This window comes from Streptacidiphilus jiangxiensis (genome assembly GCF_900109465.1).
Lineage (GTDB): Bacteria > Actinomycetota > Actinomycetes > Streptomycetales > Streptomycetaceae > Streptacidiphilus > Streptacidiphilus jiangxiensis.
In genome coordinates this window covers 1-21799 of sequence record NZ_FOAZ01000008.1, presented here as the reverse complement: position 1 = coordinate 21799, position 21799 = coordinate 1, and the positions used below count along the sequence as shown (strand labels likewise).

27 protein-coding genes are annotated in these 21799 nt (G+C 72.2%); 15 read left to right on the top strand and 12 right to left on the bottom strand.

The window, feature by feature from the left end:
• Positions 1-69 precede the first annotated feature (69 nt).
• On the top strand, positions 70-696 hold the full coding sequence (locus tag BMY61_RS16675; RefSeq protein WP_042448048.1) for a VOC family protein: 627 nt from the start codon (positions 70-72) through the stop codon (positions 694-696).
• Here the strand turns inward: BMY61_RS16675 and BMY61_RS16670 are convergent.
• Together BMY61_RS16670 and BMY61_RS16665 are read right to left on the bottom strand one after the other, a co-directional pair.
• The gene (locus BMY61_RS16670; protein WP_042447743.1) at positions 660-1130 is read right to left on the bottom strand and encodes a hypothetical protein; all 471 of its coding nucleotides are present in this window, start codon (positions 1128-1130) and stop codon (positions 660-662) included. The genes BMY61_RS16675 and BMY61_RS16670 overlap by 37 nt on opposite strands.
• 34 nt (positions 1131-1164) lie before the next feature.
• On the bottom strand, positions 1165-1641 hold the full coding sequence (locus BMY61_RS16665) for an ABC transporter permease (RefSeq protein ID WP_052438702.1): 477 nt from the start codon (positions 1639-1641) through the stop codon (positions 1165-1167).
• A gap of 221 nt (positions 1642-1862) precedes the next feature.
• On the opposite strand from BMY61_RS16665, the gene BMY61_RS16660 reads away from it, so the two are divergent.
• Positions 1863-2240, top strand: a complete 378-nt coding sequence (locus BMY61_RS16660) for a VOC family protein (protein ID WP_042447741.1) — start codon at positions 1863-1865, stop codon at positions 2238-2240.
• A 40-nt stretch (positions 2241-2280) separates the two neighbouring features.
• Here the strand turns inward: BMY61_RS16660 and BMY61_RS16655 are convergent, their stop codons facing one another.
• A complete protein-coding gene (locus BMY61_RS16655; RefSeq protein WP_042447738.1) occupies positions 2281-3348 on the bottom strand; it encodes an oxygenase MpaB family protein in 1068 nt (355 codons plus the stop codon).
• Positions 3349-3432: 84 nt separating this feature from the next.
• On the opposite strand from BMY61_RS16655, the gene BMY61_RS16650 reads away from it, so the two are divergent.
• Both BMY61_RS16650 and BMY61_RS16645 read left to right on the top strand, forming a co-directional pair.
• Entirely contained in the window at positions 3433-4092 is a 660-nt protein-coding gene (locus tag BMY61_RS16650; RefSeq protein ID WP_042447735.1) for a TetR/AcrR family transcriptional regulator, read from the top strand.
• 108 nt (positions 4093-4200) lie between these two features.
• Positions 4201-4953, top strand: coding sequence for an MBL fold metallo-hydrolase (locus tag BMY61_RS16645; RefSeq protein ID WP_052438701.1), 753 nt, complete (start codon positions 4201-4203; stop codon positions 4951-4953).
• A gap of 27 nt (positions 4954-4980) precedes the next feature.
• Here the strand turns inward: BMY61_RS16645 and BMY61_RS16640 are convergent, their stop codons facing one another.
• Entirely contained in the window at positions 4981-5871 is an 891-nt protein-coding gene (locus BMY61_RS16640; protein WP_042447731.1) for a LysR family transcriptional regulator, read from the bottom strand.
• Positions 5872-6026: 155 nt separating this feature from the next.
• Here BMY61_RS16640 and BMY61_RS16635 point away from each other — a divergent pair, with 155 nt between their 5' ends.
• Both BMY61_RS16635 and BMY61_RS16630 read left to right on the top strand, forming a co-directional pair.
• Positions 6027-6467, top strand: a complete 441-nt coding sequence (locus BMY61_RS16635; protein ID WP_042447729.1) for a nuclear transport factor 2 family protein — start codon at positions 6027-6029, stop codon at positions 6465-6467.
• 12 nt (positions 6468-6479) lie between these two features.
• The gene (locus BMY61_RS16630; RefSeq protein ID WP_042447726.1) at positions 6480-7217 is read left to right on the top strand and encodes an SDR family NAD(P)-dependent oxidoreductase; all 738 of its coding nucleotides are present in this window, start codon (positions 6480-6482) and stop codon (positions 7215-7217) included.
• A gap of 44 nt (positions 7218-7261) precedes the next feature.
• Here the strand turns inward: BMY61_RS16630 and BMY61_RS16625 are convergent, their stop codons facing one another.
• Both BMY61_RS16625 and BMY61_RS45010 read right to left on the bottom strand, forming a co-directional pair.
• Entirely contained in the window at positions 7262-7492 is a 231-nt protein-coding gene (locus BMY61_RS16625) for a hypothetical protein (protein WP_042447723.1), read from the bottom strand.
• A 112-nt stretch (positions 7493-7604) separates the two neighbouring features.
• Complete coding sequence (locus BMY61_RS45010) at positions 7605-8255, bottom strand: hypothetical protein (protein WP_143094386.1); 651 nt, start codon at positions 8253-8255, stop codon at positions 7605-7607.
• Between the two features lie 196 nt (positions 8256-8451).
• Here BMY61_RS45010 and BMY61_RS16610 point away from each other — a divergent pair, with 196 nt between their 5' ends.
• The 3 genes from BMY61_RS16610 (at position 8452) to BMY61_RS16605 (ending at position 10804) form a co-directional block, all read left to right on the top strand.
• Positions 8452-9321 carry a MurR/RpiR family transcriptional regulator gene (locus BMY61_RS16610; protein WP_042447720.1) on the top strand — a complete coding sequence of 290 codons (870 nt, stop codon included), beginning with the start codon at positions 8452-8454 and terminating at the stop codon, positions 9319-9321.
• A 134-nt stretch (positions 9322-9455) separates the two neighbouring features.
• Positions 9456-9599: a hypothetical protein gene (locus BMY61_RS46255; protein ID WP_161791254.1), complete on the top strand. Its 144-nt coding sequence runs from the start codon at positions 9456-9458 to the stop codon at positions 9597-9599.
• Positions 9596-10804, top strand: coding sequence for a M20 family metallopeptidase (locus BMY61_RS16605; protein ID WP_236656015.1), 1209 nt, complete (start codon positions 9596-9598; stop codon positions 10802-10804). Before BMY61_RS46255 ends, BMY61_RS16605 begins: the two co-directional genes overlap by 4 nt.
• 184 nt (positions 10805-10988) lie before the next feature.
• On the opposite strand, the gene BMY61_RS16600 is transcribed toward BMY61_RS16605, so the two are convergent.
• Complete coding sequence (locus tag BMY61_RS16600; protein WP_042447717.1) at positions 10989-11681, bottom strand: DUF6882 domain-containing protein; 693 nt, start codon at positions 11679-11681, stop codon at positions 10989-10991.
• A 178-nt stretch (positions 11682-11859) separates the two neighbouring features.
• Between BMY61_RS16600 and BMY61_RS16595 the strand changes: the two genes are divergently transcribed.
• On the top strand, positions 11860-12438 hold the full coding sequence (locus BMY61_RS16595; protein WP_042447714.1) for an RNA polymerase sigma factor: 579 nt from the start codon (positions 11860-11862) through the stop codon (positions 12436-12438).
• Positions 12435-13076 (top strand): hypothetical protein, encoded by a 642-nt coding sequence (locus tag BMY61_RS16590; RefSeq protein WP_042447713.1) that lies wholly within the window; start codon positions 12435-12437, stop codon positions 13074-13076. The genes BMY61_RS16595 and BMY61_RS16590 overlap by 4 nt, the downstream gene beginning before the upstream one ends.
• Before the next feature lie 222 nt (positions 13077-13298).
• Here the strand turns inward: BMY61_RS16590 and BMY61_RS16585 are convergent, their stop codons facing one another.
• From BMY61_RS16585 to BMY61_RS16575, 3 genes are all read right to left on the bottom strand, one after another.
• Positions 13299-13985, bottom strand: coding sequence for a hypothetical protein (locus tag BMY61_RS16585; RefSeq protein WP_042447710.1), 687 nt, complete (start codon positions 13983-13985; stop codon positions 13299-13301).
• Between the two features lie 94 nt (positions 13986-14079).
• Complete coding sequence (locus BMY61_RS16580; RefSeq protein WP_042447708.1) at positions 14080-14643, bottom strand: hypothetical protein; 564 nt, start codon at positions 14641-14643, stop codon at positions 14080-14082.
• Between the two features lie 287 nt (positions 14644-14930).
• Positions 14931-15476 (bottom strand): RNA polymerase sigma factor, encoded by a 546-nt coding sequence (locus tag BMY61_RS16575; RefSeq protein ID WP_042447706.1) that lies wholly within the window; start codon positions 15474-15476, stop codon positions 14931-14933.
• A 97-nt stretch (positions 15477-15573) separates the two neighbouring features.
• Here BMY61_RS16575 and BMY61_RS16570 point away from each other — a divergent pair, with 97 nt between their 5' ends.
• Together BMY61_RS16570 and BMY61_RS16565 are read left to right on the top strand one after the other, a co-directional pair.
• The gene (locus BMY61_RS16570; RefSeq protein WP_052438697.1) at positions 15574-16503 is read left to right on the top strand and encodes a serine/threonine-protein kinase; all 930 of its coding nucleotides are present in this window, start codon (positions 15574-15576) and stop codon (positions 16501-16503) included.
• A gap of 160 nt (positions 16504-16663) precedes the next feature.
• A complete protein-coding gene (locus BMY61_RS16565) occupies positions 16664-17680 on the top strand; it encodes a L,D-transpeptidase (protein ID WP_042447702.1) in 1017 nt (338 codons plus the stop codon).
• Between the two features lie 181 nt (positions 17681-17861).
• Here the strand turns inward: BMY61_RS16565 and BMY61_RS16560 are convergent, their stop codons facing one another.
• The gene (locus tag BMY61_RS16560) at positions 17862-18767 is read right to left on the bottom strand and encodes an NAD-dependent epimerase/dehydratase family protein (RefSeq protein ID WP_042447700.1); all 906 of its coding nucleotides are present in this window, start codon (positions 18765-18767) and stop codon (positions 17862-17864) included.
• 170 nt (positions 18768-18937) lie between these two features.
• Between BMY61_RS16560 and BMY61_RS16555 the strand changes: the two genes are divergently transcribed.
• A complete protein-coding gene (locus BMY61_RS16555; RefSeq protein WP_042448034.1) occupies positions 18938-19879 on the top strand; it encodes a GlxA family transcriptional regulator in 942 nt (313 codons plus the stop codon).
• On the opposite strand, the gene BMY61_RS16550 is transcribed toward BMY61_RS16555, so the two are convergent.
• On the bottom strand, positions 19852-20181 hold the full coding sequence (locus BMY61_RS16550; protein WP_042447697.1) for a hypothetical protein: 330 nt from the start codon (positions 20179-20181) through the stop codon (positions 19852-19854). The two genes, BMY61_RS16555 and BMY61_RS16550, sit on opposite strands and share 28 nt — an antisense overlap.
• Before the next feature lie 74 nt (positions 20182-20255).
• Here BMY61_RS16550 and BMY61_RS16545 point away from each other — a divergent pair, with 74 nt between their 5' ends.
• Complete coding sequence (locus BMY61_RS16545; RefSeq protein ID WP_052438695.1) at positions 20256-21593, top strand: DUF1254 domain-containing protein; 1338 nt, start codon at positions 20256-20258, stop codon at positions 21591-21593.
• Positions 21594-21799 lie beyond the last annotated feature (206 nt).

Genomic DNA, 21799 nt, shown 5'->3' with positions numbered 1-21799 from the left:
ACCGAGCAGTTTTCGAGAAGCCCCCGCGGGTGGGCGAGAACTAGCGTTGCTGTCATGACCTCCAAGGACCTGAGCACCATCGCATCCGTGACCCTCGACGTGGCCGACACCGAGGCCGCGCAGCGCTTCTACTCCGCCGCCTTCGGCCTGGGCGCACGGCTGCGGCTGCGCGCCGCCGAGGCGCCCTCCACCGGCTTCCGCGGCTTCACGCTGTCGCTGGTGGTCGCCCAGCCCGCCGACGTCGACGCCCTCGTCGGCGCCGCGCTCGAAGCCGGCGCCACAGCGCTGAAGCCGGCGTCGAAGTCGATGTGGGGCTACGGCGGCACCGTGCAGGCGCCGGACGGCAACGTCTGGAAGATCGCCACCTCGGCGAAGAAGAACACCGGCCCCGCCACCAAGCACGTGGACCAGTTCGTGGTGCTGCTGGGCGTCGCCGACGTGGGGGCGAGCAAGCGCTTCTACGTCGAGCACGGTCTGGCCGTGGGCAAGAGCTTCGGCCCCATGTACGTCGAGTTCGCCACCGCCGAGGAGAGCCCCGTCAAGCTCGGCCTCTACCGTCGCCGCGCGCTGGCGAAGGACGCGGGCGTCTCCCCCGAGGGCACCGGCCCTCACGGCCTCGCGGTCACCGGCACCCTCGGCGCCTTCACCGACCTGGACGACTACCTCTGGGAGGCCCCCGTCCCGGCCGCGGCCTGACCGCCACGAACCGACACCCGCACCGACACCCGCGCCCAGTCGGTGCGGCGGCGGATCCCCACGAAGCACGACCCCACGCAGAGGCCGGCGCCGACGGCGTAGAGAGCCGCCTCGGCGGCCTGGATGGCCCAGTAGCGGCCACCCGGCTGATAGTCGGCCTCGACGTGGAGGTCCTGACGGGCCAGACAGGCCGGCGTCGCGTCGAAGTGCCCCGGGAAGAGGCAGCCGGAGAGGACACCCGGGTCGGGGGCGTGGCCGGACGCGTCGACGGCCGGGCCGGTCGAGATGACCCAGGCGTCGGGCAGCGAGCCGGACCCGACGGTCAGTGTGGTGCCGGAGAAGAGCACGCTGTCGGCGTGGCCGAGCGTCGTCACGTCCAGGCGGAGAGCCTCGGTGCGCGGCGGGAGGTAGTACGGGCGCAGCAGCGTCGGCACGACGAACTGCGCGGCGGTGAAGACGGACGAGCGGCTACTCGGTGCGCAGGGCCGTCGCGGTGCGCAGCCTCGCGGCCCAACCCGCCGGGAGGACGGCGCCGGCCGTCGCCGTCAGGCAGCCGCCGAGCACCAGCGCAACGACCACCCGGGGGCCGTAGACCGCCAGGTCCGCGGGAGGGACGACGGTGCCCGCCGCAGCGCCCATACGTGGCAGGACGTCGTCGTGCAGGGCGATGCCGAGCGGGACGCCGGCCAGGCCGGAGACGAGCCCGATGCCGGTGACGGAGGTCAGCACCATGGTGACGGTCTGCCGGGGCGACATGCCGAGCGCCTTGTGGATGCCGAGCTCGCGGACCCGCTCGCGGGTGTCGAGGAGCACGGTGTTCAGCACGCCCAGCCCGGCGACCGCGACCAGCATCAGCGTCAGCGCCGTGGCGAGCCCGTCCATGGCCAGCACGGTGCTGCTGAGCCGCCCGCCGTTGGGCTGGGCGGTGACGCCGTAGGGGGCCAACTGCCGTCAAGCGCCGCCTACGAGTCCGGTCTGATCAAGCCCGGCGCACCGCGCTGAGGGCCGCGTCCCGCGCCGCCGCGGGTTTTCCGGGCGCCGTCGTCGCTGCTCACGGCCGTTCCGACTGTCCCACGCCGTCCCGTCGGCCTCGTGGCGGCAGCCCGGAACGGCTGTCATGGAGTCACCGAAGCACCGAACCCCAGCAGCCAAGGAGCACACCGAAGATGAGCACGACGCAGTCCCGAGTCCTGATGAAGCTCAGCAGCGTCTCCGGCCTGACCTGCCCGGTCGCCGATCTCGACCGCACGGTGGCCTTCTACGAGAGTCTCGGCTTCCGTGTGGGCAAGCGCGACGACGCGCAGGCGACCTGCTACGTCAACTGGTTCTGGATCACCTTCACCGCCACGGACGGCGGACCGGTCCCGACCCCCTCCGGCCCGGCCGTCCACATCAAGGTCGAGGACCTCCAGGCCGCCCACCAGAGCCTGATCGACGCGGGCCACACGCCCGCGAGCGAACCCGTCAAGCGCCCCGGCGGCGGCACCCAGTTCTCCCTGCTCGACCCCGACGGGTACGAGCTGGTGCTCTTCTTCAAGAAGTAAGCAGCTTCGGGAAGTAAGCAGCTTCGAGAAGCAGGCGGCTTCAGGATGTGAGCGGGCCGAGGATCTCCTGCGACTCGAGGAGTCCCTGCTCACTCGGGGCCCTGCCCTCGCCCAGGACACGGGTGGCCTGGCGGGCGCGGAGGTCGAGGTGGGCCTCCGCGGGCTTGGGGTAGCCGTGGCGGGTGCGGGCCTCGGCGGGGGTCAGCACCTCGTCGCGCAGTGGCGGGATGTCGAGCTTGATCGGGGCCACCACCGGGACCGTCGACGGCGAGAGCCGTCCCAGCAGCCGCAGTTCGAGCCGCGGGCTGAGGTGGGCGAGCGCGAAGGACGCCTTCATCACCGGCACGACGAGCGCGTCCAGCAGCCTCGACTGCCGGATCCCGGCGAGCTCGCGCATCCAGCGCGGCAGCGTCGCGATCGTGGCGATCCGCTGCGCCCGCGCGACCACCATGCTCGCCGGCCGCGCCCACAGCGGGGTGGGCGGCAGCACCAGCTCGGTGCGGAGCAGGTGGTTCATGGCCTGGCGGGCGATCGGGCTGGCGGAGAGCTGCGGACGCATCCGCTCGAAGTAGGCCCGGACCCCCTCGCGGGTGCGCGGGACGTCGTCGGGCGAGCAGGTCTGCAGTTCCGCGGCGGTCGCGCAGGCCTCCCAGTACTCCGCCTCCTCCGCCTCGGTGAGCCTGCCGGGGCCGTAGCGCTCGTAGGCGTAGAGGATCGAGTGCCAGCCGGTCAGCTGGATCCACAGCTGCGAGGCGGGGTCGTTGGCGTCGTAGGTGCCCTCGCTGTAGGGGAGTTGGCCGACGGCCTTGGAGTGGACCTTGACCAGGACGTCCGCGGCCCGGCACACCTCCCGGGTGCCGGCGAAGGCCACCATCGCGAAGTAGCGCAGCGTCCGGTCGTACCGGGTGCGCGGGCGCTGGTAGATGCCCTGGGTCCGGTGCACGGCGGCCACCAGTGGCGGGTCCAACTCCTCCACCACCACGGCCCGCTGGAAGCCGACCGTGAGCGAGGTCGGATAGCCCCAGACCTTCCAGACCACCGAGCCCGGGCCGAAGAAGCCGTAGTCCTCGTGCGGTTCGACCGCGCCGTGCCGCCTCTGCTTCGACATGCGTCCGCTCCTCCGGGGCGCCCGCCGGCGCCGTTTACGACACTGCTGTCGTAAATTAAGACACGGATGTCGTAAACTGCCAAGGTGTCTGCGCCCACCTCTCCGTCGACGCCGCGCAAGCGGCGCCCGTACGCCCCGCGCGTCCCGCTCCCGGAGCGGCGCGAGCAACTGCTCGACGCGGCGCTGGCCGTGATCGTCAGCGACGGCTACGGCCGGATCTCCGTCGACGCCGTCGCCAAGCGGGCCGGGGTCGCCCGTGCGGTCGTCTACGGCGCCTACGAGAACCTCGACGCCCTGCTGGGCGCCCTGCTCGACCGCGAGCAGTCCCGCGCCTTCGGCCACCTCCTGAAGACGCTGCCCCACGCGGTGGACCTCGGGGATCCGGCCGCGTTCGCGGCCGGGACGGTGCGCCGGATGTCCGCGATGCTGCGCGCCGACCCCGACACCTGGCGGCTCATCCTGGCGCCGCCGGGGGACATGCCCGCCGTCGTACGGGAGCGGGTCGAGGCGGACCGCGGGCGCTTCCGACTCCGCGTCGCCGCCTGGATCACCGCCGTCCTGGCCGACCGTGAGCACTGCGACCCTGAGGGCACCGCGCTCGACCCGCAACTCCTGGCCCACGCCCTCGTCGCCTGCGCGGAGCACTTCGGCCGCGTCGCCCTCACCGACCCCGACCGCTTCGGCCCGGACCACGTCGCGGACCAGGTCCACACCCTCCTCACCGCCCTGTGGCCCGCACGCTGACCCCGCCCGTCGCCCGCCGTTCCACCCCCCATCCCCGAATCCCCGTTGGCCGCACCGGCCCGGTTCTGCTCCACTGGAGTGACTGAACTACTGGTTGGGGGAACCACCGTGGGACATCAGGCTGCTTACGAGGTCGCGAAGAACTTCTGGCGCATTCCGGCGGCGCCGTTCGACTTCGTCAACATCTACGCGCTGGTCGAGGACGACGGCGGGGTGACGCTGGTCGACACCGGAGTGAAAAGCTCGGCCACCCGCACCGCCGCCGGGCTGGCGGCGATGGGCAAGTCCGTGCAGGACGTGCGGCGCATCGTGCTGACGCACGCGCACGGCGACCATGCGGGCAACGCCGCCAACCTGGTCGCCGAGGCAGGCCTGGACGGAGTGGCGATCAGCGCGATCGACGCCCCCTACGCCCGGATCGGCCAGGCGCCCGCCCGGGACCAGGCCACGCTCATGGGACGGCTGCTCACCCGGATGTCCAAGCCCGGCAAGGACTTCCCGGCGGTGGTGGTCGGCGAGGAGTTCGCCGACGGCGACGTGCTGCCGGTGGCCGGCGGACTGCGGGTCGTGCACACCCCCGGCCACACGCCCGGGCACGTCTCGCTGCTGCACGAGGACACCGGGGTGCTGATCACCGGCGACTCGATCTGGAACGTGCGCAAGCTCAGCTTCGGCGTCCGCGCCTTCTGCAGCGACATCGCCCTGAACCGGCGCACCGCGCACGTCCTCGGCGAGCTCGACTACCAGGTGGCCGCGTTCACGCACGGCCCCCACGTCCGCGAGAACGCCCGCGAGCGGGTGCGGGGTTACCTCGCCGACGCCGTCAGGGCGGGCAAGGTCGGCGCCGGCGACGCGTCGTAACGCCCGTGCCCGCCGAGCCCGGCCCGCTCACAGCGTGATCGGGCCGAGCTCGGCGGCGGTCCGGGCCAGGGCCCGGACGGCGGGGCTGTCGTCGGTGGAACGCCAGGTCAGGGCGTACTGGAGCTCGGGCGCGTCGCGCAGCGGCACGAAGACGATGCCCGGCGGGCTGTTGTACCGCGCGGCGATCTCGCCCAGCGGGTGGACGCACCGTCCGGAGGCGACCAGCGAGAGGATCTCGTGGAACGTCCGCCCGGCCGGCCCGCGCGGAACGCGGCGTCCGCTCGGCGTGCGCAGGGGCACCATCGCCGCGACCCAGTACTCGGGAGCGTCCGGCCCGAGGTCGACGACGTGATGGTCGGCCAGATCCTCCAGCGTCGCGCCGCCACGCACGGCGAGCGGATGCCCGGTCGGCACGGCCAGCACCCGGCCCCCGGTCAGCACCGTGGGACCGACGGTGAGGTCGGGCTCGGCAACGGGCAGCCACAGCACGTTGACGTCGGTGTCCCCGGCGCGCAGGGCCGTGAACGCGTCGCTGCCGTTGATCTCGTTGAGCTGGATGTCGCTGCCGGGGTAGCGGGCGCGGAACGCGTCGACGAGCGGGCGCAGCTCGTGCCCGGCGTGGCCGAAGACGCCCAGCCGCAGCGTCCGCCCCGCGCCCGGACCGGCCGCCTCGGCACGGGCCAGCCCCTCGTGGAGGAGGTCGACGGCCTGCTGGAGGTCCTCCCGCAGGCGCCGCCCTACGGGCGTCAGGCTCACGCTCCGGCTGGTGCGGTCGAACAGGGCCACCCCGAGCCGCCGTTCCTGCTTGGCGACGGACTGGCTGACCCGGGCCTGCGACACGTGCAGCCGCTCGGCGGTGCGGCCGAAGTGCAGTTCCTGCGCCAGCGTCAGGAAGATCTCGATGTCCCGCAGCTCCATGGATAACTCCAGGGTTATGGATCGCTGCACGGATCGTACCTTGTTCCGCCCCTGCCCCCAGCCGATGCTGGGTCTGTCGCCAACGCCCAACTCGCAGGCGACACAGGCCAGATCAGCCGGATCGACCGGATCGACGCAGGGACGGGGAGAGGTTCATGACCGACACCAGCATGCAGGCCCTCGCCGACCGCATCGAGATCGAGGCGCTGCGCGCCGAGATCACCGACGCGGTGATGATGCGCGACTTCGACCGTGTGGCCGCACTGTTCACCCCGGACGGGACGATGCGGTGGCCGCACATCGGCAAGGAGTTCGTCGGCCGGGAGGCGATCCTGACCGGCATCACCTGGGGCCAGGGGCTCTGGGAGTTCTTCGTGCAGACCGTCCACCCGGGCTTCCTCCAGTTGGACGGTGACACCGCCTCCGGCCGCGCCTACATCCACGAGTTCGGTCGGCTCAAGGACGGCACCTCGCACCTGAACTTCGCCGTCTACCACGACCACTACGAACGCACGCCGGACGGCTGGCGGTTCAGCGAGCGGGTCTACGAGGTCCGCTACGTGGACTCCACCCCGCTGCCGGGCACCGCCCACTGACAGGAGAGCCGCATGAACGCCACAGAGTCCGTACTGATCACCGGCGCCAACAAGGGCCTCGGTTTCGAGACCGCCCGACGGCTCGCCGACCAGGGCCGACGGGTCTTCCTCGGCTCCCGTGACGAGGGCCGGGGCCGGGCCGCCGTCGACAAGCTCTCCGCCGACGGCGGGGACGTGGTCCTGGTCCCGCTGGACGTGACCTCGGACGACTCGGTCGCCGCCGCCGTGGCGCTGGTGCGCGAACACACGGACCGGCTCGACATCCTGGTCAACAACGCCGGCACGCCGGGCCGGGCGATCCCACCCGCCGACGCGACCGCCGAGGAGCTCCAGTCCGTCTACGACACCAACGTCTACGGCCCGGTCCGGGTCACCCGCGCCTTCCTGCCGCTGCTGTTGGCGGCGGAGAACCCCCGTGTGGTGATGGTGACCAGCGCGGGCGGCTCCTTCGCGGTGGTCACCGACCCCCAGCAGCCCATCTCGACGATGCACGAGCTCGCGTACACGTCTTCGAAGGCGGCCCTCAACATGGTCACCGTCCGCTACGCCCAGGCCCTTCCGCGCGTGAAGTTCAACCTCGCCACCCCCGGCGAGGTCGCCCACCACACGTTCGCGGCGACCGACATGAACCACCACACCGGCCAACTGACCGCCGCCGAGGGCGCCGATCCGATCGTCCGCCTCGCCACCCTCACCCCCGACGGCCCCACCGGCCTCTTCGTCGACCGTCTCGGTCCCGTCGCCTGGTGACGCCCGGCGATCCGGCGCCCGTTCGGCGCCCGTTCGGTGCCCGTTCAGTGGTGGCAGGAGGCTGCCAGGAGCAGCACCAGGAAGGCGATGCCGATGAGCGGCAGGCAGCCGAGACCACCACCGCCCGGGTTCTTCTGGTTCGTCTCGACCTGTCCACCCGGCAGGATGCCGGGGTGCTGGACGCGGTAGTGCTCGATCAGTTGCTGCTCACTCTGCGACTGCGCGCCCCAGGAGGACTTGAAGCCGCACTCCCCGCACCAGTTCCGGTAGGCCATGGGTCGGCCGCCTCTCCTCGGTGATTCGCCTCGTCCAGGTAGGTCCGAGCATCACCGACGGGAGAGCGGAACGACAGGTCAGGGCACCGGCCATCCATGACCGGTCCGGCGGTCACGAGCAGTGCCACTGCCGCGCGAGAGCGGCGGGGGCAAACGCGGCGCAGTCGCCCGTGGGCGGATAGGAGTCGGACCCGACGAACGCCCAGCCTGCGCTCGGGGTGAACCGGAAGAACTGCAGCACGGTTCCCTCGTCCTGCAGTTGGACCAGATCACGGCTGGTCGCACCGGGGCCGGCCTCGAAGCGCGCGGCGGCGTACAGGGTGGTGCCACAGCTGCCGTAGTAGAAGCCGCCGGGCCTTGGCTGGATGTGGGCGATGCCCTTGGCGTTCGCCCAGGTCTGCACCACGGCCGACTTGACGCCGCTCGGGACGGACAGGTTCTGGCAGCTCGCGGGGGTGGCGACGGCGGCCGCATGGGACGCGCCCGCCGTGGTCGGTGCCGCCGCGGATGCCGACACCGAGACCGCTACCGATGCCGCTACCGATGCCGACGCAGCGGAGGGAACAGCCGCTCCGGCCGTCGCGGTCGCCGCAGTCCCCGCAGCGGTCGGGCCCGGCGAGGAGGAGGCGGTACCCGCGGCCGCCACCGACACCGACGTCGACGCCGCGCTCGCCGGGTGACCGGAGCCGTTGCAGGCGGTGAGACCGATCCAGGCCACGGCGGCAACCGCCGCGGCCGCCGTGCGTCGCACCGGGAATGTCATCTGCTCCTCCACCCCGTTCTGGTGAGCAAACCTTACGCAAGCACCGCGCCTCACTCGCACGGGGGCGCCTGCAGCTGTTTCCGGCCCCTCCGCCGTTCCCGGCCCCTCCGCTCGCCCCGCGGCCGTACGGCGGCACGGCGTTCCAGGTGGGGCCTGCCGATCGCTAGGATGAAACGTCCATTTCAGGAGGTGGCCCGTGCAACCGGCACCCGGGGGTGTGGGCGAGGCCGTGCGGCTTCGCCTCGGGGAGTTCAGCCCGGCGGAGCGGAAGGTCGCGCGGGTGCTGCTCGCTGCGTATCCGGTGGCCGGATTCGAGACCGTGGCCAGGCTGGCCGAGCGGGCCGGGGTGAGTGCGCCGACGGTGGTGCGGTTCGCCCAGCGGCTCGGGTTTCGCGGTTACCCGGAGTTCCAGCAGGCGCTGCGGGACGAGCTGGAGGAGCGGGAGGCCTCGCCGCTGAGCCTGTACGGGTCGGCGGAGTTCGCCGAACAGGCCGAGGCCGAGGGCGGGTTGCTGGCCCGTAGTGGGCGGGTGTTCAGCAGCTCGGTCGCGGAGACCTTCCGGACGCTGCCGCAGGACGAGATGGACCGGGCGATCGCCCTGGTCGCCGACACGTCCCGCCGGATCACCGTGGTGGGCGGGCGGTTCACCAACGCGCTGGCGTCCTACCTCTGCCTGCACCTGATGCAGATGCGGGCCGACTGCCGCGTGCTGCCCGAGGCGCCCGCCCCACGCGTCGCCATGCTGGCGGAGCTGGGCCGACGGGACGTCGTCGTGGCCCTGGACATCCGGCGCTACGAGTCCGCCACGCTGAAACTCGCCACCGCGGCGCACACGCGCGGGGCCACCGTCGTCCTGGTGACCGACACCTGGCTGTCCCCGGTCGCCGAGGTGGCGCAGGTGGTACTGCCGACCGTGGTCACCTCTCCCTCGCCCTACGACACGCTGGTGCCGGCCATGGCCGTGCTGGAGACCGTCGTCGCAGGCGTTCTCGCCTCCCTCGGCGAGGTGGCGACCGCCCGCATGGCCGCCGGGGAGCAGGCGACCCAGGAGCTCTCCCTCTTCTGAACCGGCCCCCGCGGGGAGTCGGGTCGGCGCATCCCGGCATTGAAACGTCTGTTACATCTATCGAAGATTGGCGAGCTTATGTAATTTGTATCTCTATCGCCGCCCCTCCCCCTCGCGGCGGCAAGGAGACAGCCATGTCCACAATCCCCCCGACCCGACGCGTCGGCACCGACCGGTCCTTCCACGACGCGCTACCGGCGCGATCAGGTCCTCCGGCACGGTGGGAGTCACCGGGAGAGGCGGGCCAGTACGACGAGGCCCCGGCGAAGGCCCTGTGAGCGCCCCCGCGCACCTCGGGTGCGCCACCGGCCTGTCCTCCACCCACGTGCTCCAGACCCATGTACGGGCCCGCTACGACGACTTCCTGACCGACCTCGCCGAACTGGTCTCGATCGACTGCGGCAGCTGGAACGCCGACGGCGTCAACCGCGCCGCCGACCTCTGCGCCGACCGGCTCACCTCGCTCGGCTTCACGGTCACCCGCACCCCCGCCCGGGCCGACGACGGCCGGCCTCTGGGCGACATCGTGGTGGCCCGGCGCCGGGGCGACCTCCCGCACGGGCGCCGGATCCTGCTACTCGCCCATCTGGACACCGTCTACGACGACGGCACGGCCGCCGCCCGGCCGCTGCGGATCGTGGACGGCATCGCCTACGGCCCGGGCGTCACGGACGACAAGGGCGGTCTGCTCGCCGGCATCACCGCCGCCGCGGCCATCTCCGACACCGGCCGGCACCCGTATGCGGAGCTGGTGTTCCTGCTGACCCCGGACGAGGAGATCAGCTCGGACGCCGGCCGCCCGACCATCGAGGCGCTGGCCGTCGAGGCCGACTACGCGCTCTGCCTGGAGGCGGCCCGGGAGAACGGCGATCTGGTCCAGGCCCGCAAGGGCATCGCCGACCTGCACCTCACCGTCAGCGGCCGGGCCGCGCACTCCGGCATCGAACCGGAGCGCGGCGCCAATGCGGCGCTCACCGCCGCCCACCTGATCACCGGCCTCCAGGGGCTCAACGGTCAGTGGCCCGGCGTCACCGTCAACGTCGGTGTGGTGCAGGCCGGTTCACGCACCAACGTGGTCTGCGCCGAGGCCCGCCTGGAGCTGGAGGTCCGCGCCACCACCACCGACGAGATGGAGGCCGCCCTCGCCGCCGTCGAGTCACTCGCCGCGCACCCCGTCGTCCCCGGCACCTCGGTGACGATCCACCGGCCCGCCGCATGGCCGCCGATGGCGCCCACGGACGAGGTCGCGGGCATGGTGGCCCAGGCCCGGCAGATCGCCGCCGAGCTCGGGTTCGACGTCACCGCGGTCGCCACCGGAGGGGCGGCCGACGCCAATCTCGCCTCCCTCCACGTGCCCGTCCTGGACGGCCTCGGCCCGATCGGCGGCGGCGACCACAGCCCCGCCGAGTGGCTCGACCTGACCAGTGTCGTCCCCCGCACCACCCTGCTGGCCGCGCTGATCACCCACCTGGGAACCGGCTGAGCCCTCGTAGCACGCCCCGGACCGATGGATGGCCGGGGAGCACGGCAGATCGCCGCCCCGACCGTGATCCGCTCCCACGACCAGGCACCGACCCACACCTCGGTGCCCCTCACTGCCCCCTCACTGCCCCCTCGCCGTGGCGACCCTCGCCTTCTGGCGCACCCGCCGCCACCCGGGGTGAGGTTCAGTGCCCGTTCGCCGTGGCGCTGATCCCGGCGATCCGCCCGTACGCGTCGAAGCCGACCTCGGCCACCCGGCCGTCGGGCAGGTGGGCGCGGATCCGGTCGGCGGCCACGTCGACGGGCACGCCGTGGTCGGCGAAGTAGCCGCTCACCACCTCGCGCGCGGAACGTCCGAACAGTCCCGCGCCGGTCATCAGGAAGCGCGGCATGGTGATCGGGTCGAGGTTCGCACGCGGGATCTGCGGGTCGTCGGGGGCGAAGTAGACCCGGGTCTCGGGACCGGCCGACTGACCGATGTAGCCCGGGGCGCCGAGCACGCCCATCCCGACGAAGGCGAGCGCCTCGGCGGCCCGGCGGGGGTCGCCGAAGCCCGACAGGTCCACGCCCTCGGTCCGGAGCTCGGGGACGCCGTTGCGCCGCCCGAAGTCGGCGATCCGCTCGCTGGCCGCCACCACCGCGCTGCCCTGCAGGCCGGGATTGGCCCAGGCCCAGAGCCAACTCCGCTCGGACAGGTCGTACGAACCAAGGAGGCCGACCCGTACTGTCCGGCCGCCGGACTGGTAGGTGCACTGCTCCAGGTCCGCCGTCCACGGCCCCTCGGGCAACACCCGCCCGAGCGCCTCGAGTTGCTCGGCTCCCCACGCGGCATGGCGTTCGGCGACGAGGAGGAAGGCATCGGTGAAGGTCGCGGTCATGGCGGGACTCTACCGAGGCACCCCCACCGAGACCTCGGGGCACCGAGACGCGCAAGGCGGATGCGACTCCCCCGAGTGGCCGATCTCCGGGCGGCCACCGATGGGATCATGTGACGCTTTTCGGCGCCGGAGCCAAGTAGAGACGTAAGCAGTCACTCGTTCGTCCCAAGGAGCGTCCGTGCCCACGGAGCACCCGATAGCCCCACCTGTGCCGGACCCATCCGGCTTCGCCGAGTTCTACGAGCAGAACTTCGCCGCGATCCTCGGCTTCGTCACCCGACGTACCGACAACGTGCATCTGGCAGCCGACCTGACCGCGGACATCTTCCTGACCGCGCTGGAACAGGTGGAGAGCTACGACGCCCGGCGCGGCACGCCCGCCGCCTGGCTCTACGGCATCGCCCGCAACGTCCTGGCCACCCACTTCCGCGGCAGCGCCCGGGAGCGGCGCGCCGTCTCCCGGATCGCCGGCCACCGGATGCTCGACGAGCAGGACGTCGCCGCGATCGAGTCCCGCATCGACGCGGCCCGCGCCGCTCGGGAGTTGACCGGGCTGCATGCGGCGTTGTCCGAACCCTTGCGCGCCGTACTGGACCTGGTCGCGGTCGACGGGCTGACCATCCGTGAGGCCGCCCAGGCGCTGGGGATCAGCGCCGCCACCGCGCGGATGCGCCTGCACCGGGCTCGCAAGGCGCTGAAGAGCGTCACCCCGCAGGCCGGCCCGTCCCTGAACACCCTTCTGGAGGCCGCCTCGTGAACACCCCCATGGACACTCCCGTGAACTTCCGGCAGCGACTCGGGGACGAGCTGGCCGCCCGTGCCGCAGCCCGGCCCGTCCTCTCCCCGACGCCCGTCCGGCCGCGCCACACCGGGCGTATCGCGGTCACCTCGCTCGGCCTGGCCGCCGCCGTCACCGCCGTCGTCCTGGGCACCCACACCGGCACCGCCCCTGCCACTCCCCACGCGGCGCCGGCCTCCCCGTCGGCCGGGAACAGCAACTCCGCGCCTGCCCTCGGCGATGTCGGCTACACCGTGACGGTCCGCCCCGGCCACGTCGTCGCCCTCGAGATCACCGGCACGAAGCTCTCCGGGCTCCAGGCCGCGCTGCGCCGAGCGGGGCTGCCCGCCGTCGTCCTGTCCCCCTCGGCCACCTGCCCCGCCAAGGTCACCCCGGTCGACACCAGCCACCTCGGCCAGGTGATGTCCCTTGACCCGAAGAACGGCCGCGTCGCCCTGCTCGACCCGGGCGCCGTCCCGCACGGCGACACCCTGCTGGTCGTCGACGAAGCGCCGCCAGGCGCACTCCACAGGTCCGTCGGAAGCCTCGCCGTCATGCTGACCAACCCGGCCCCGGCCTGCTTCCCCTCCTCCCAGGTCGACATCGGCGAGGGCTGATCCCACGCCCCGGCGGGCTGGCGCCTTCGAACTGCGGGTCCTGACACCCGTCCCCCCGTCCCCGCCCAGGCAACGAGGAGGACCCGGACGCACGCGCGTCCGGGTCCTCCTCCGCGGCGAAGTCACCAACCGGGGGCCGAACGCTGCTGCCCCTCCTCCAGTCGAGGACGATGCACGAGGAGGGCGGCGGCGTGGACCCACAGGCCGCCTCCTGGGGGCGGTTCAGGAGGGGAGGCGGTTCAGTGCCGCGGTGGCGATGGCCTTGACGGAGGCCGGGCCGTCGGCGGGCCGGCCGGTGAGCTCGACGATGGCGACCCTGGTGCCGCTGCGCAGGATCGCGACGCCGCCGGAGGCCCTGCCGTCGCCGTTGACGGACGGGTACCAGCGCCCGGTGCCGCCGGGGAGCGTCAGGGTGTGGGCCGCGCCGTAGTGCCAGTGGCCGGCGGGCTCGTCCTGGCAGTCCTGGACGAGCGCGACAAGCTGCTTCTCCCACGTGGCCGCCGTGCTCCCGGAAGGGGCGCTCGCGGCCGACTCGGTCAGCAGACCGTCGGTGCCGAAGGTCCAGGTCACCGACGCGTACGCGGTGGCCTTGCCCTTGGTCAGGTCGTGCATCGTCTCCTCGCCCGAGCACGCGGAAAGCCCCTGACGTCCGGTCAGTGTGACGGTCGCGCCGGCCGGCTTCACGCCCCGCAGGAAGTCCTCGCTCTGGACGAGCGCGGCGGAGCCGAGTCCGGGCGTGGCGACCGCGGTGTGCTGCGTGGCACTCGCCGCGCCGTCCGCGCCGTCCGCGCTGGCCGACTGGACGCCGACGACTCCGGCCGTGATCAGTGCGGCGGCGAAGCAGGCCGCCGCGGCCGCGACACGGTTGCGGCGGACGGACGTGCGCCGGACGGTCTGGTTCTCGTTCATCTGCTCCCCCTACTGGTCGGGACGCCTGCTGCGTCCTCGTACAACCGGGGAGATGCCGCCGGGAAGGCGAAAGTTGGAGCCCTGACCGGCTGTTTCAGAGCCGTGACAGAGCGGCCCTGACGACGCGGTTCATCTCGGCCGTGCCCAGGCAGAACTCGATGTCCAGCAGCCCGTAGTGGGTCCCGCTGTGCAGCACGGCGACGCCGCCGCAGGGCTCCTTGCCCGCGGGCGCGGTTCCGGTGGTGTTGAGGGTCCCCACGTACATGCCCATCCAGCTCGCGGTGACGTCGGGGGCCAGCCGCAGGGTCGTGGTCTTTCCGTAGACCCAGTGGGTCGGCGGTTCGTTCTGGCAGAGACCCTCCTCGAGCAGCAGGCGTTCGGTGATGTTCTGCGCCAGATCGGGGCTCAGGGCCTCGGCAACGAGCTCGTGGGCGACCTGGTTGGTATAGGGGAACGCCATGGTGGGGTCGGACGGGGCGGTGCGGGTGCCCTTGATGATCAGTCCGCGGATGACGGAGCCGAACCCGCCCAGGGTGTCGTCCTCGCCGATGCAGCCCGAGTTGTACGTCCCGTTTCCGAGGAGGTCCGCGACGTGGATCCGCCCGATGCTGACGTCCGGGCTGAACACGGCCGCATCCACCATGTTGGCGGCCGTCACCGGCCCCCTCTCACCGGCCGGCGAAGCGGAGGCGGAGGCCGAGGACCCAGGTGCCGGGACGGACGCGCGGGCCGTCGCCAGGGCGGAAGCTCCCCCGGAGGCCCCACCCGTGGCGGGACCGGAGCGTGCTGCCGGGTGCCCGGTGCCGGGAGTGCCGGGAGTCCCGGGTGGCGGTGGCAGGACGAAACGGCCGGTCGCCAGGCCGAGCGCGGCAGCCGCCGCAAGGGCAGCGGCAGCGGACCGGAGCCGGACGACCGTGCGGCCGCCGCCCGTCGCGGGCGTCTCGTTCACAGACCGGTGGCCAGGCGCTCGCGCATGAAGCGTCGCGCCTGGTGGATGCGGTCCTTGACCGTGCCCAACGGGGTGCCCAGCTCCTCGGCCACCTGGAGGTAGGTCAGGTCCCCCAGGTCGCGCAGCACGAAGGACTCCACCAGGGTGGGGTGCTGCCGCTCCAACGCGGCCAGCGCCTCCATCAGGTCCAGCCGGCTCCCGGCGATGACGCTGGTGGTGCGCGGGTCGACGGACTCGGGGAGGTCGGCGTGGCTGTCCTCGGCGCGGCGACGCATGGACCGGTAGGTGGTCCGGGCGGCGTTGGACGCGATCACCGTCACCCACCCCAGGAAGGATCCGCGGCCGCCGTACTCGCCCAGGTGCGTGCTGATGGACAGCAGGGCGTCCTGCGCGGCCTCCTCGGCGTCGGCGTGGTGAGGAAGGAAGCGCGCGCAGCGGCGCAGCACCACCGGCCGAAGTTTGGCCAGCAGGTACTCCATCGCCCCAGGGTCCCCCGCCTGAGCAGCCGTCACGAGCTCTTCCAGCTCGCGTTCCTCGAACACCCGAAGCCCCCCGCCTCGTCCCACGTGCGTCCCGCTCGCGTCCCACCCGTCGAAGGGGAGTTCCGTCCCTCCGCCGACTCCGGCAGAATGCTGCCACATGCGCAAGCTCGGCCGTTACCTCCTCGTCGAGCGGCTCGGTGCCGGTTCCTTCGCGACGGTGTGGAAGGCCTACGATCCGGAGCTCGACACCGACGTCGCGGTGAAAGTGCTGGCCGAGAACTGGGCCGCCAACGCCGACGTACGCGAGCGGTTCCTGGCCGAGGCGCGGCTGCTGCGCAGGATCGCCAGCCCACGAGTGGTCCGGGTGCACGACGTGGGGGTGCAGGAGGACCGGCCCTACTTCGTCATGGACTACGTCCGCGGCGGCACCCTGGCGGACCGGGTCGGGCACTGCGACCCGCAGGAGGCCCTGCGGCTGGCCGCGGAGGCGGGCTACGCGGTCCAGGTCCTGCACGAGGCAGGCGTGGTTCACCGCGACGTCAAGCCGTCCAACCTGCTGCTCGCCGCCGGCTCCGGTCCCACCCGGGTGCTGGTGGCGGATCTGGGCAGCGCGAAGCAGCTGGCCGACGCGTCCGGGCTGACGGTGACCACGGGCACGCCCGCGTACATGGCACCGGAACAGGCCTTCCAGACCGGCGGCTTCGACGGAAGGGCCGACGTGTACGCGCTGGCCGTCGTGGCCTACGAGCTGCTGACCGGCCAGAAGCCCTTCGGTCCGGGCGGACGCGCCACGGCTCTGATGACCGACCAGCCGACCGCATCGACGCTCCCGGCGCTGCCGGCCGGCACGGAACTCCCGCCGCACGTCGCCCTGTTGCTGCGGGCCGCGATGTCCGTCGAGCCCGCGGACCGACCGTCGACCGCCCAGGCCTTCGCGGACGCGCTGCTGACACCGCTCCCGCAGTCCCAGCCCACGCCCCGCCCCCAACTCCCCGACCGCTCCAGGCGGCTGACCCTGCGGGCGGTCTGTCTCACGTCGGGAGCGGTGTTCACGGCCACGACCCTGCTGAGCTGGCTCTACCGCTGACGCGGAGGCGGCCTCCGGCAGACGGTTTGTCACGGGTCTGGAACAGCCGCCCAGGCCTCCAACCTTTCCGGCGCACTCGGCATCTCCACGGTTGCGCGAGGGCGTAGCAGCCATCGCGTTCCCATGACGCACAGGGGAACTCACGAGGAGCGTGGAGAAGATGGCACGGAACGCGCGACCGGCGGCGCACCGCAGGTACGTTGGGATCGCGGTGCTCACCGCGGCGGTGCTGCTGGGGGCGACCGCCTGCAGCGACGGCTCCGCCACGGCCGCCGGGCCGGGCTCCGCGTCGGCTCAGTCCTCGTCGACCGGCGGCACCCCGGGCACCGGCCCCGGGTCGACCAGTCCCTCGCCGACTCACCCCGCGGGCCCGCCGCTGCTGCTCGACACGATCGCTCCGGCCGACGGCGCCACCGTCGGCGTGGCGATGCCCGTCTCCGTGGAGTTCACCCACCCCGTGGCCCCGTCCGCCCGCGCCGCGGTCGAGCAGGCGATGAAGGTCACCACCTCCTCCCCGGTCACCGGCGCCTGGCACTGGTTCAGCAACACCCGCGCGGACTGGCGGCCCAAGCAGTTCTGGCCCGCCGGCACCCGCGTCTCCGTCGACGCCCGCCTCACCGGCATCGCCGACGGCAACGGCCGCTACGGCATCCACGACTACCACCACGCGTTCACCATCGGCGCGGACTGGGAGACCAAGGTCGACGCCGCCGCCCACACCATGGACGTCTACCTCGACAGTGTCCGCCAGAAGCACTTCCCCATCGACGCCGGCAGCGCCCAGTTCCCCACCTGGGACGGCACCATGGCCGAGATGGAGAAGGCCCCGTCGGTGCACATGACCTCCTGCAGCGTGCACATCACCTGCGACCCGGCCAACGTCAACTTCTACGACGTCACCCTGCCCTGGGACGTCCGGCTCACCACCTCCGGCACCTTCGTCCACTACTCCACGGCCCACCCCAACCCCGGCCAGTCCACCTCCCACGGCTGCATCCACCTGTCCCTGGCCGACTCCCAGTGGTTCTACGCCCACGCCCACCCGGGCGACCCCGTCACCGTCACGGGCAGCCCGCGCGGCCCCGTCCCCGGCGACAACGGCTACGCGGCCTTCACCCTGGACTGGAGCACCTGGCTGGCCGGCAGCGCCACCGGAGCACAGCAGACCACCAGCTGAACGGACCCCCGATGCCGCCCAAGGGGAGCGGCTGGCCTGCGCACCGGCCGGCTTCACGACGCCCGCCCCGCCCGGAGTGGTTCACGCCTGCCCTGACCTGTGCTGGAAGGAGAGCGGAGTCACGGCGTGAACCTCAGTGGACGGAGGTGAATGAGACCGGAAGCGAGACCAAGCCGCCGCGTCACCCGACCTGGGCAAGGCCTCGCGCGGTGGCGAGCAGCGCCTCGTCCAGCGCGGTCGGGCGAACGCCGAGCATGCGTTCCGTCTCGGTCGAGTCGAGGATGTGCGGGTTCTCCGTGGCGTAGAGCATCTCGACGAGTTCGCCGAAGACGGGGTTCTGCTTCGAGAGCGCGCGGAGCGCGTCCTGGTCGAGGCGTTCGAGGCGCGGGGCGGGAGCGCCAGTCAGCTCTGCGAAGCGCTCCGTGAGTTCCTGAACCGGAATCACAGCGGCCGGCACGTGCCAGGCTCGCCCCCACGAGCGGCCGTCGCGAGCAGCAGCAACCAGAGTCTCGGCGACGTCTCCCACGAAGGACCAGGACTGCGGCACATCGAGCCGACCGGCGTACTTCGCCACCTCGCCTGCCAGCACCTGCGGAGCAATGGAAAGCGTGAAGGTGCTGACCGCTCCCGCACCAAGGAACGCCGCAGCGCGGACCTCGGTGACGTTGGCACGCCCCGCCTCGAAGGCGGCCAGGGCATCCAGCCACATCTGGGCGCGCACGCGGCCCTTGGCGGAGACCGGGGCGATCGGCAGGCCCTCGGTGAACGGTCCGTCGACGTGCCCGTAGGCGTACAGGTTGCCGAGCATGACGTAGCCGATGCCCGCGCGTTCAACGGCGCTCAGCAGCGCAGCGGCGAGCGGCGGGGCATCCGTGATCCATCGGTCGTACGGCGGCATCGCACAGTTGATCACGGTCTCGGCTCCTTCGAGCAGCCCGGCCAGCCGCTCGGCGTCGCGAGCGTCAGCCGCGACACGTTCGACCAGTGGATGCTGCAACCCGGCGCCTCGGCGCGTGATCTGACGTACCTGCGAGCCCTCGCGGACGAGGCGCTCAGCGACCGCAAGGCCGGTGGCACCTGCTCCCATGACAACGTAGCGGGACACGAAACCCCCGGGGGACAGTGACGAACAACAGGGAAATGCCCGGCCGCAGTGAGGAGTTGCAGTTCCTGCGGGCCGCGCACGACCAGCCTCCGACGAAGCCTGGCAGCACGGCCACCGCCGAGATGGACGACGAACCGGAGGATCTGGCCACCATGCACCGCGTTGCTGTTCTGGCCTTGCCCCCGGCAACGGCGTTCGACCTGTCCATCCCGGAGCTGGTCTTCGGGGCTGCGGAGCTGGACGACGGCCCCGGCTACGACGTGCGCGTCGGCACTCCGGATCCCGGGTTGGTGGACACGCTCGGCAGCCTCCAGATCTCGATCCCGCACGGGCTCGATGTCGTGGACGCGGCCGACACAGTCATCGTCACCGGTACCGGGGCGCGCGCTGACGCCGATGCACGCGTACTCGCGGCGCTCAACCGGGCAGCGAGCGCCGGCGCCCGCATCGTCTCCATCTGCACCGGAGCCTTCGTCCTGGCCCAGGCCGGCCTCCTGGACGGCCGACGGGCGACGACCTTCTGGCCGTTCTCAGCGGAACTCAGCGATCGTTTTCCCCTCGTCAACGTCGTCGGCGACGTCCTTTTTGTCGAGGACGGACCTGTGTCCACCTCGGCCGGCCTGGCAGCCGGGGTGGACCTCTGCCTCCACCTCATCCGCTCCGACTACGGCGCGGCGGTCGCGAACAACGTCGCCCGCCTGACCCTTCTCGCCCCGACCCGGATCGGCGATCAAACGCAGCGGGTCGCCGCCCCTGTCCCCTCAAGCCGCGCCTTCTCCCTGGCCGAAACCAGGGCCTGGGCGCTGGAGCGCCTCGACGAACCGCTGACCCTCGGCGCCCTGGCCGAACACGCCCACACCAGCGTGCGCACCCTGACCAGGCGCTTCCAGGCCGAAACCGGCCTCACCCCACTGCAGTGGGTGCTTCAGCAGCGCGTCGACCGAGCCCGGGAGCTCCTGGAGACCACGGACCTTCCCGTCGACCGCGTAGCCGAACGCAGCGGCCTGGGCAGCTCCGATTCCTTGCGTCAGCATCTGCTGCGCCGCGTACAGCTCACTCCCACCGCTTACCGCGAGCTCTGGCAGCGCCAGTAAGGGGGCGGACCTGAGCGGCACCGCCGTGACGTGGAAAGCCCGGGAGCGCAGACGGAGAGCAAGCTGCCGAGGAGGACGACGGCGCCCAGGACGGTGAAGACGACCTTGGAGCCGGCCACCGCAGTGGCGTAGTGGTCCGGAGCAAGGCCACCGGCCAGTGGGGCCACGGCGGCGATGGTGGTGACCACGGTGTTGTAGGAGGCGAGCATCGTGCCCCGCTGGGCGAGCATCGTGCCCCGCTGGGCGACCCTCGGCGCCGCTCCGTCCTTCGACTGGTAGGCGCTCGTGACCGCGGAAGACACGCGACATCAAACAGACATAACGCATCAAATACACCTATGCTGGCGGCCGTTCCCGCGAGCGGAAGGTGACATGGATGACTGCCGAGGCTTACCCGGACGCGTTGCTGACGACGGTGGTCGCCCCCGGCCTCCTGGCTGACGGCCAGGAGGCCGACGCCTACCACCTCGGACTCTCCGCCTACCTCTGGGGCTACCCACTGGTGCGGATGGAGCGCGTGTGCCGCGAGTACACCGACGTGCCCACGCCCCGGCCGACCACCAGCTACCGCAATCCGCTCAACACCATCGGCTGGGCCACCGAACTGGCGACCCCGGACGCCCACGACATGCCCACCGCCAACGCCGACACGCTCTACATGAGCGCCGTGGTCGACCTCACCGTCCCCTACCTCCTCCAAGTCCCGGACACGCAGGACCGCTACTACGTCATCGACGTGTTCACCATGTACCAGGAACTGCAGCACTACATCGGCCGCCGCACCACCGGCACCGGCGCCGGCCGCTATGTCCTGGTGCCCCCGGGCTGGACCGGCCCGCTGCCTGCCGACGCGGTCCGGCTGGACGTCACCACCCGCAAGGTCTGGCTCTGGGGCCGCATCCGCGTCAGCGCGGGCGAAGATCTCGCAGAGGTCCATGCGCTCCAGTCACGGTTCACGCTCACCCCGTCAGGGAACGCGCCCGCCGACGGCGGCCTCGCACCCCTTCCCGACATCACCGGCGACCCCCTGGGCTTCTACACCCACCTCGGCGCAGCCCTGGCCGCCAACCCCGTCTACCCGACCGACCAGGCACTGGTGGCGCAGTTCACCCGGATCGGGTTGACCCCGGAGGGCTTCTCCCCGTCCGGCCTGACCGACCGCCAACGAGCGGCACTGGCCCGAGCCCTGGCCGACGGACCCGCCGCCGCCCAGGCCGGCTTCGCGGCGACCGCAGAGATCCGCAACGGCTGGACCTGGGTCGTGGGGATGGACGCTTTCGGCTTCGACTACCCGCGCCGCGCCGTGGTGTCCGGCCCCTACCTCGGCGGCAACGGCGAACGGGAGGCCATGTACCCGGGCGGCTTCGTCGACGACCGCGGCGAGATCCTCGACGGCCGCCACGCATACCGGGTCACTTTCGCCGGACCTCCGCCCGTGGACGCGTTCTGGTCACTCACCCTGTACCGCGCGGCGGACAAGATGCTGGTGGACAACGAACTCGACCGCTACAAGGTCGGCACCGACACGCCGGGCCTGGCCGTCGGGCCCGACGGCGGGATCACCATCGCCGTCCAGCACGCGCGCCCCACCGACGACTCCCTCTGGCTCCCCGCCCCCGCCGAGCCGTTCTACCTCATCCTGCGCCTCTACCAGCCGACCCGGGCCATCCTCGACGGCACATGGCCACTGCCCACCATCACCCGCGTGGAGTGACCTCCGCGTGAGCCCCGCCATGCCCGCCATGCCCCGCAACGACGAGGGCCCCGACCGGCGTACCGGTCGGGGCTGCGGTCGAGACGACACCTACGCGAGGGTGTTGTAGGTGTTCCAGCCCCCACCAACCCGGACCCGGGACTTGAACGGCGCAGCCGGGTTACCGGTGCCCTGGTACAGCCACAGCACGCCACTCGCATCCCGCG

Coding starts and splice junctions, on each gene's coding strand:
- BMY61_RS16565 (WP_042447702.1), top strand. CDS start 16,664: ATGGCACGGAACGCGCGACCGGCGGCGCACCGCAGGTACGTTGGGATC.
- BMY61_RS16660 (WP_042447741.1), top strand. CDS start 1,863: ATGAGCACGACGCAGTCCCGAGTCCTGATGAAGCTCAGCAGCGTCTCC.
- BMY61_RS16630 (WP_042447726.1), top strand. CDS start 6,480: ATGAACGCCACAGAGTCCGTACTGATCACCGGCGCCAACAAGGGCCTC.
- BMY61_RS16545 (WP_052438695.1), top strand. CDS start 20,256: ATGACTGCCGAGGCTTACCCGGACGCGTTGCTGACGACGGTGGTCGCC.
- BMY61_RS16555 (WP_042448034.1), top strand. CDS start 18,938: ATGCACCGCGTTGCTGTTCTGGCCTTGCCCCCGGCAACGGCGTTCGAC.
- BMY61_RS45010 (WP_143094386.1), bottom strand. CDS start 8,255: ATGACATTCCCGGTGCGACGCACGGCGGCCGCGGCGGTTGCCGCCGTG.
- BMY61_RS16585 (WP_042447710.1), bottom strand. CDS start 13,985: ATGAACGAGAACCAGACCGTCCGGCGCACGTCCGTCCGCCGCAACCGT.
- BMY61_RS46255 (WP_161791254.1), top strand. CDS start 9,456: ATGTCCACAATCCCCCCGACCCGACGCGTCGGCACCGACCGGTCCTTC.
- BMY61_RS16560 (WP_042447700.1), bottom strand. CDS start 18,767: ATGGGAGCAGGTGCCACCGGCCTTGCGGTCGCTGAGCGCCTCGTCCGC.
- BMY61_RS16640 (WP_042447731.1), bottom strand. CDS start 5,871: ATGGAGCTGCGGGACATCGAGATCTTCCTGACGCTGGCGCAGGAACTG.
- BMY61_RS16570 (WP_052438697.1), top strand. CDS start 15,574: ATGCGCAAGCTCGGCCGTTACCTCCTCGTCGAGCGGCTCGGTGCCGGT.
- BMY61_RS16655 (WP_042447738.1), bottom strand. CDS start 3,348: ATGTCGAAGCAGAGGCGGCACGGCGCGGTCGAACCGCACGAGGACTAC.
- BMY61_RS16635 (WP_042447729.1), top strand. CDS start 6,027: ATGACCGACACCAGCATGCAGGCCCTCGCCGACCGCATCGAGATCGAG.
- BMY61_RS16600 (WP_042447717.1), bottom strand. CDS start 11,681: ATGACCGCGACCTTCACCGATGCCTTCCTCCTCGTCGCCGAACGCCAT.
- BMY61_RS16625 (WP_042447723.1), bottom strand. CDS start 7,492: ATGGCCTACCGGAACTGGTGCGGGGAGTGCGGCTTCAAGTCCTCCTGG.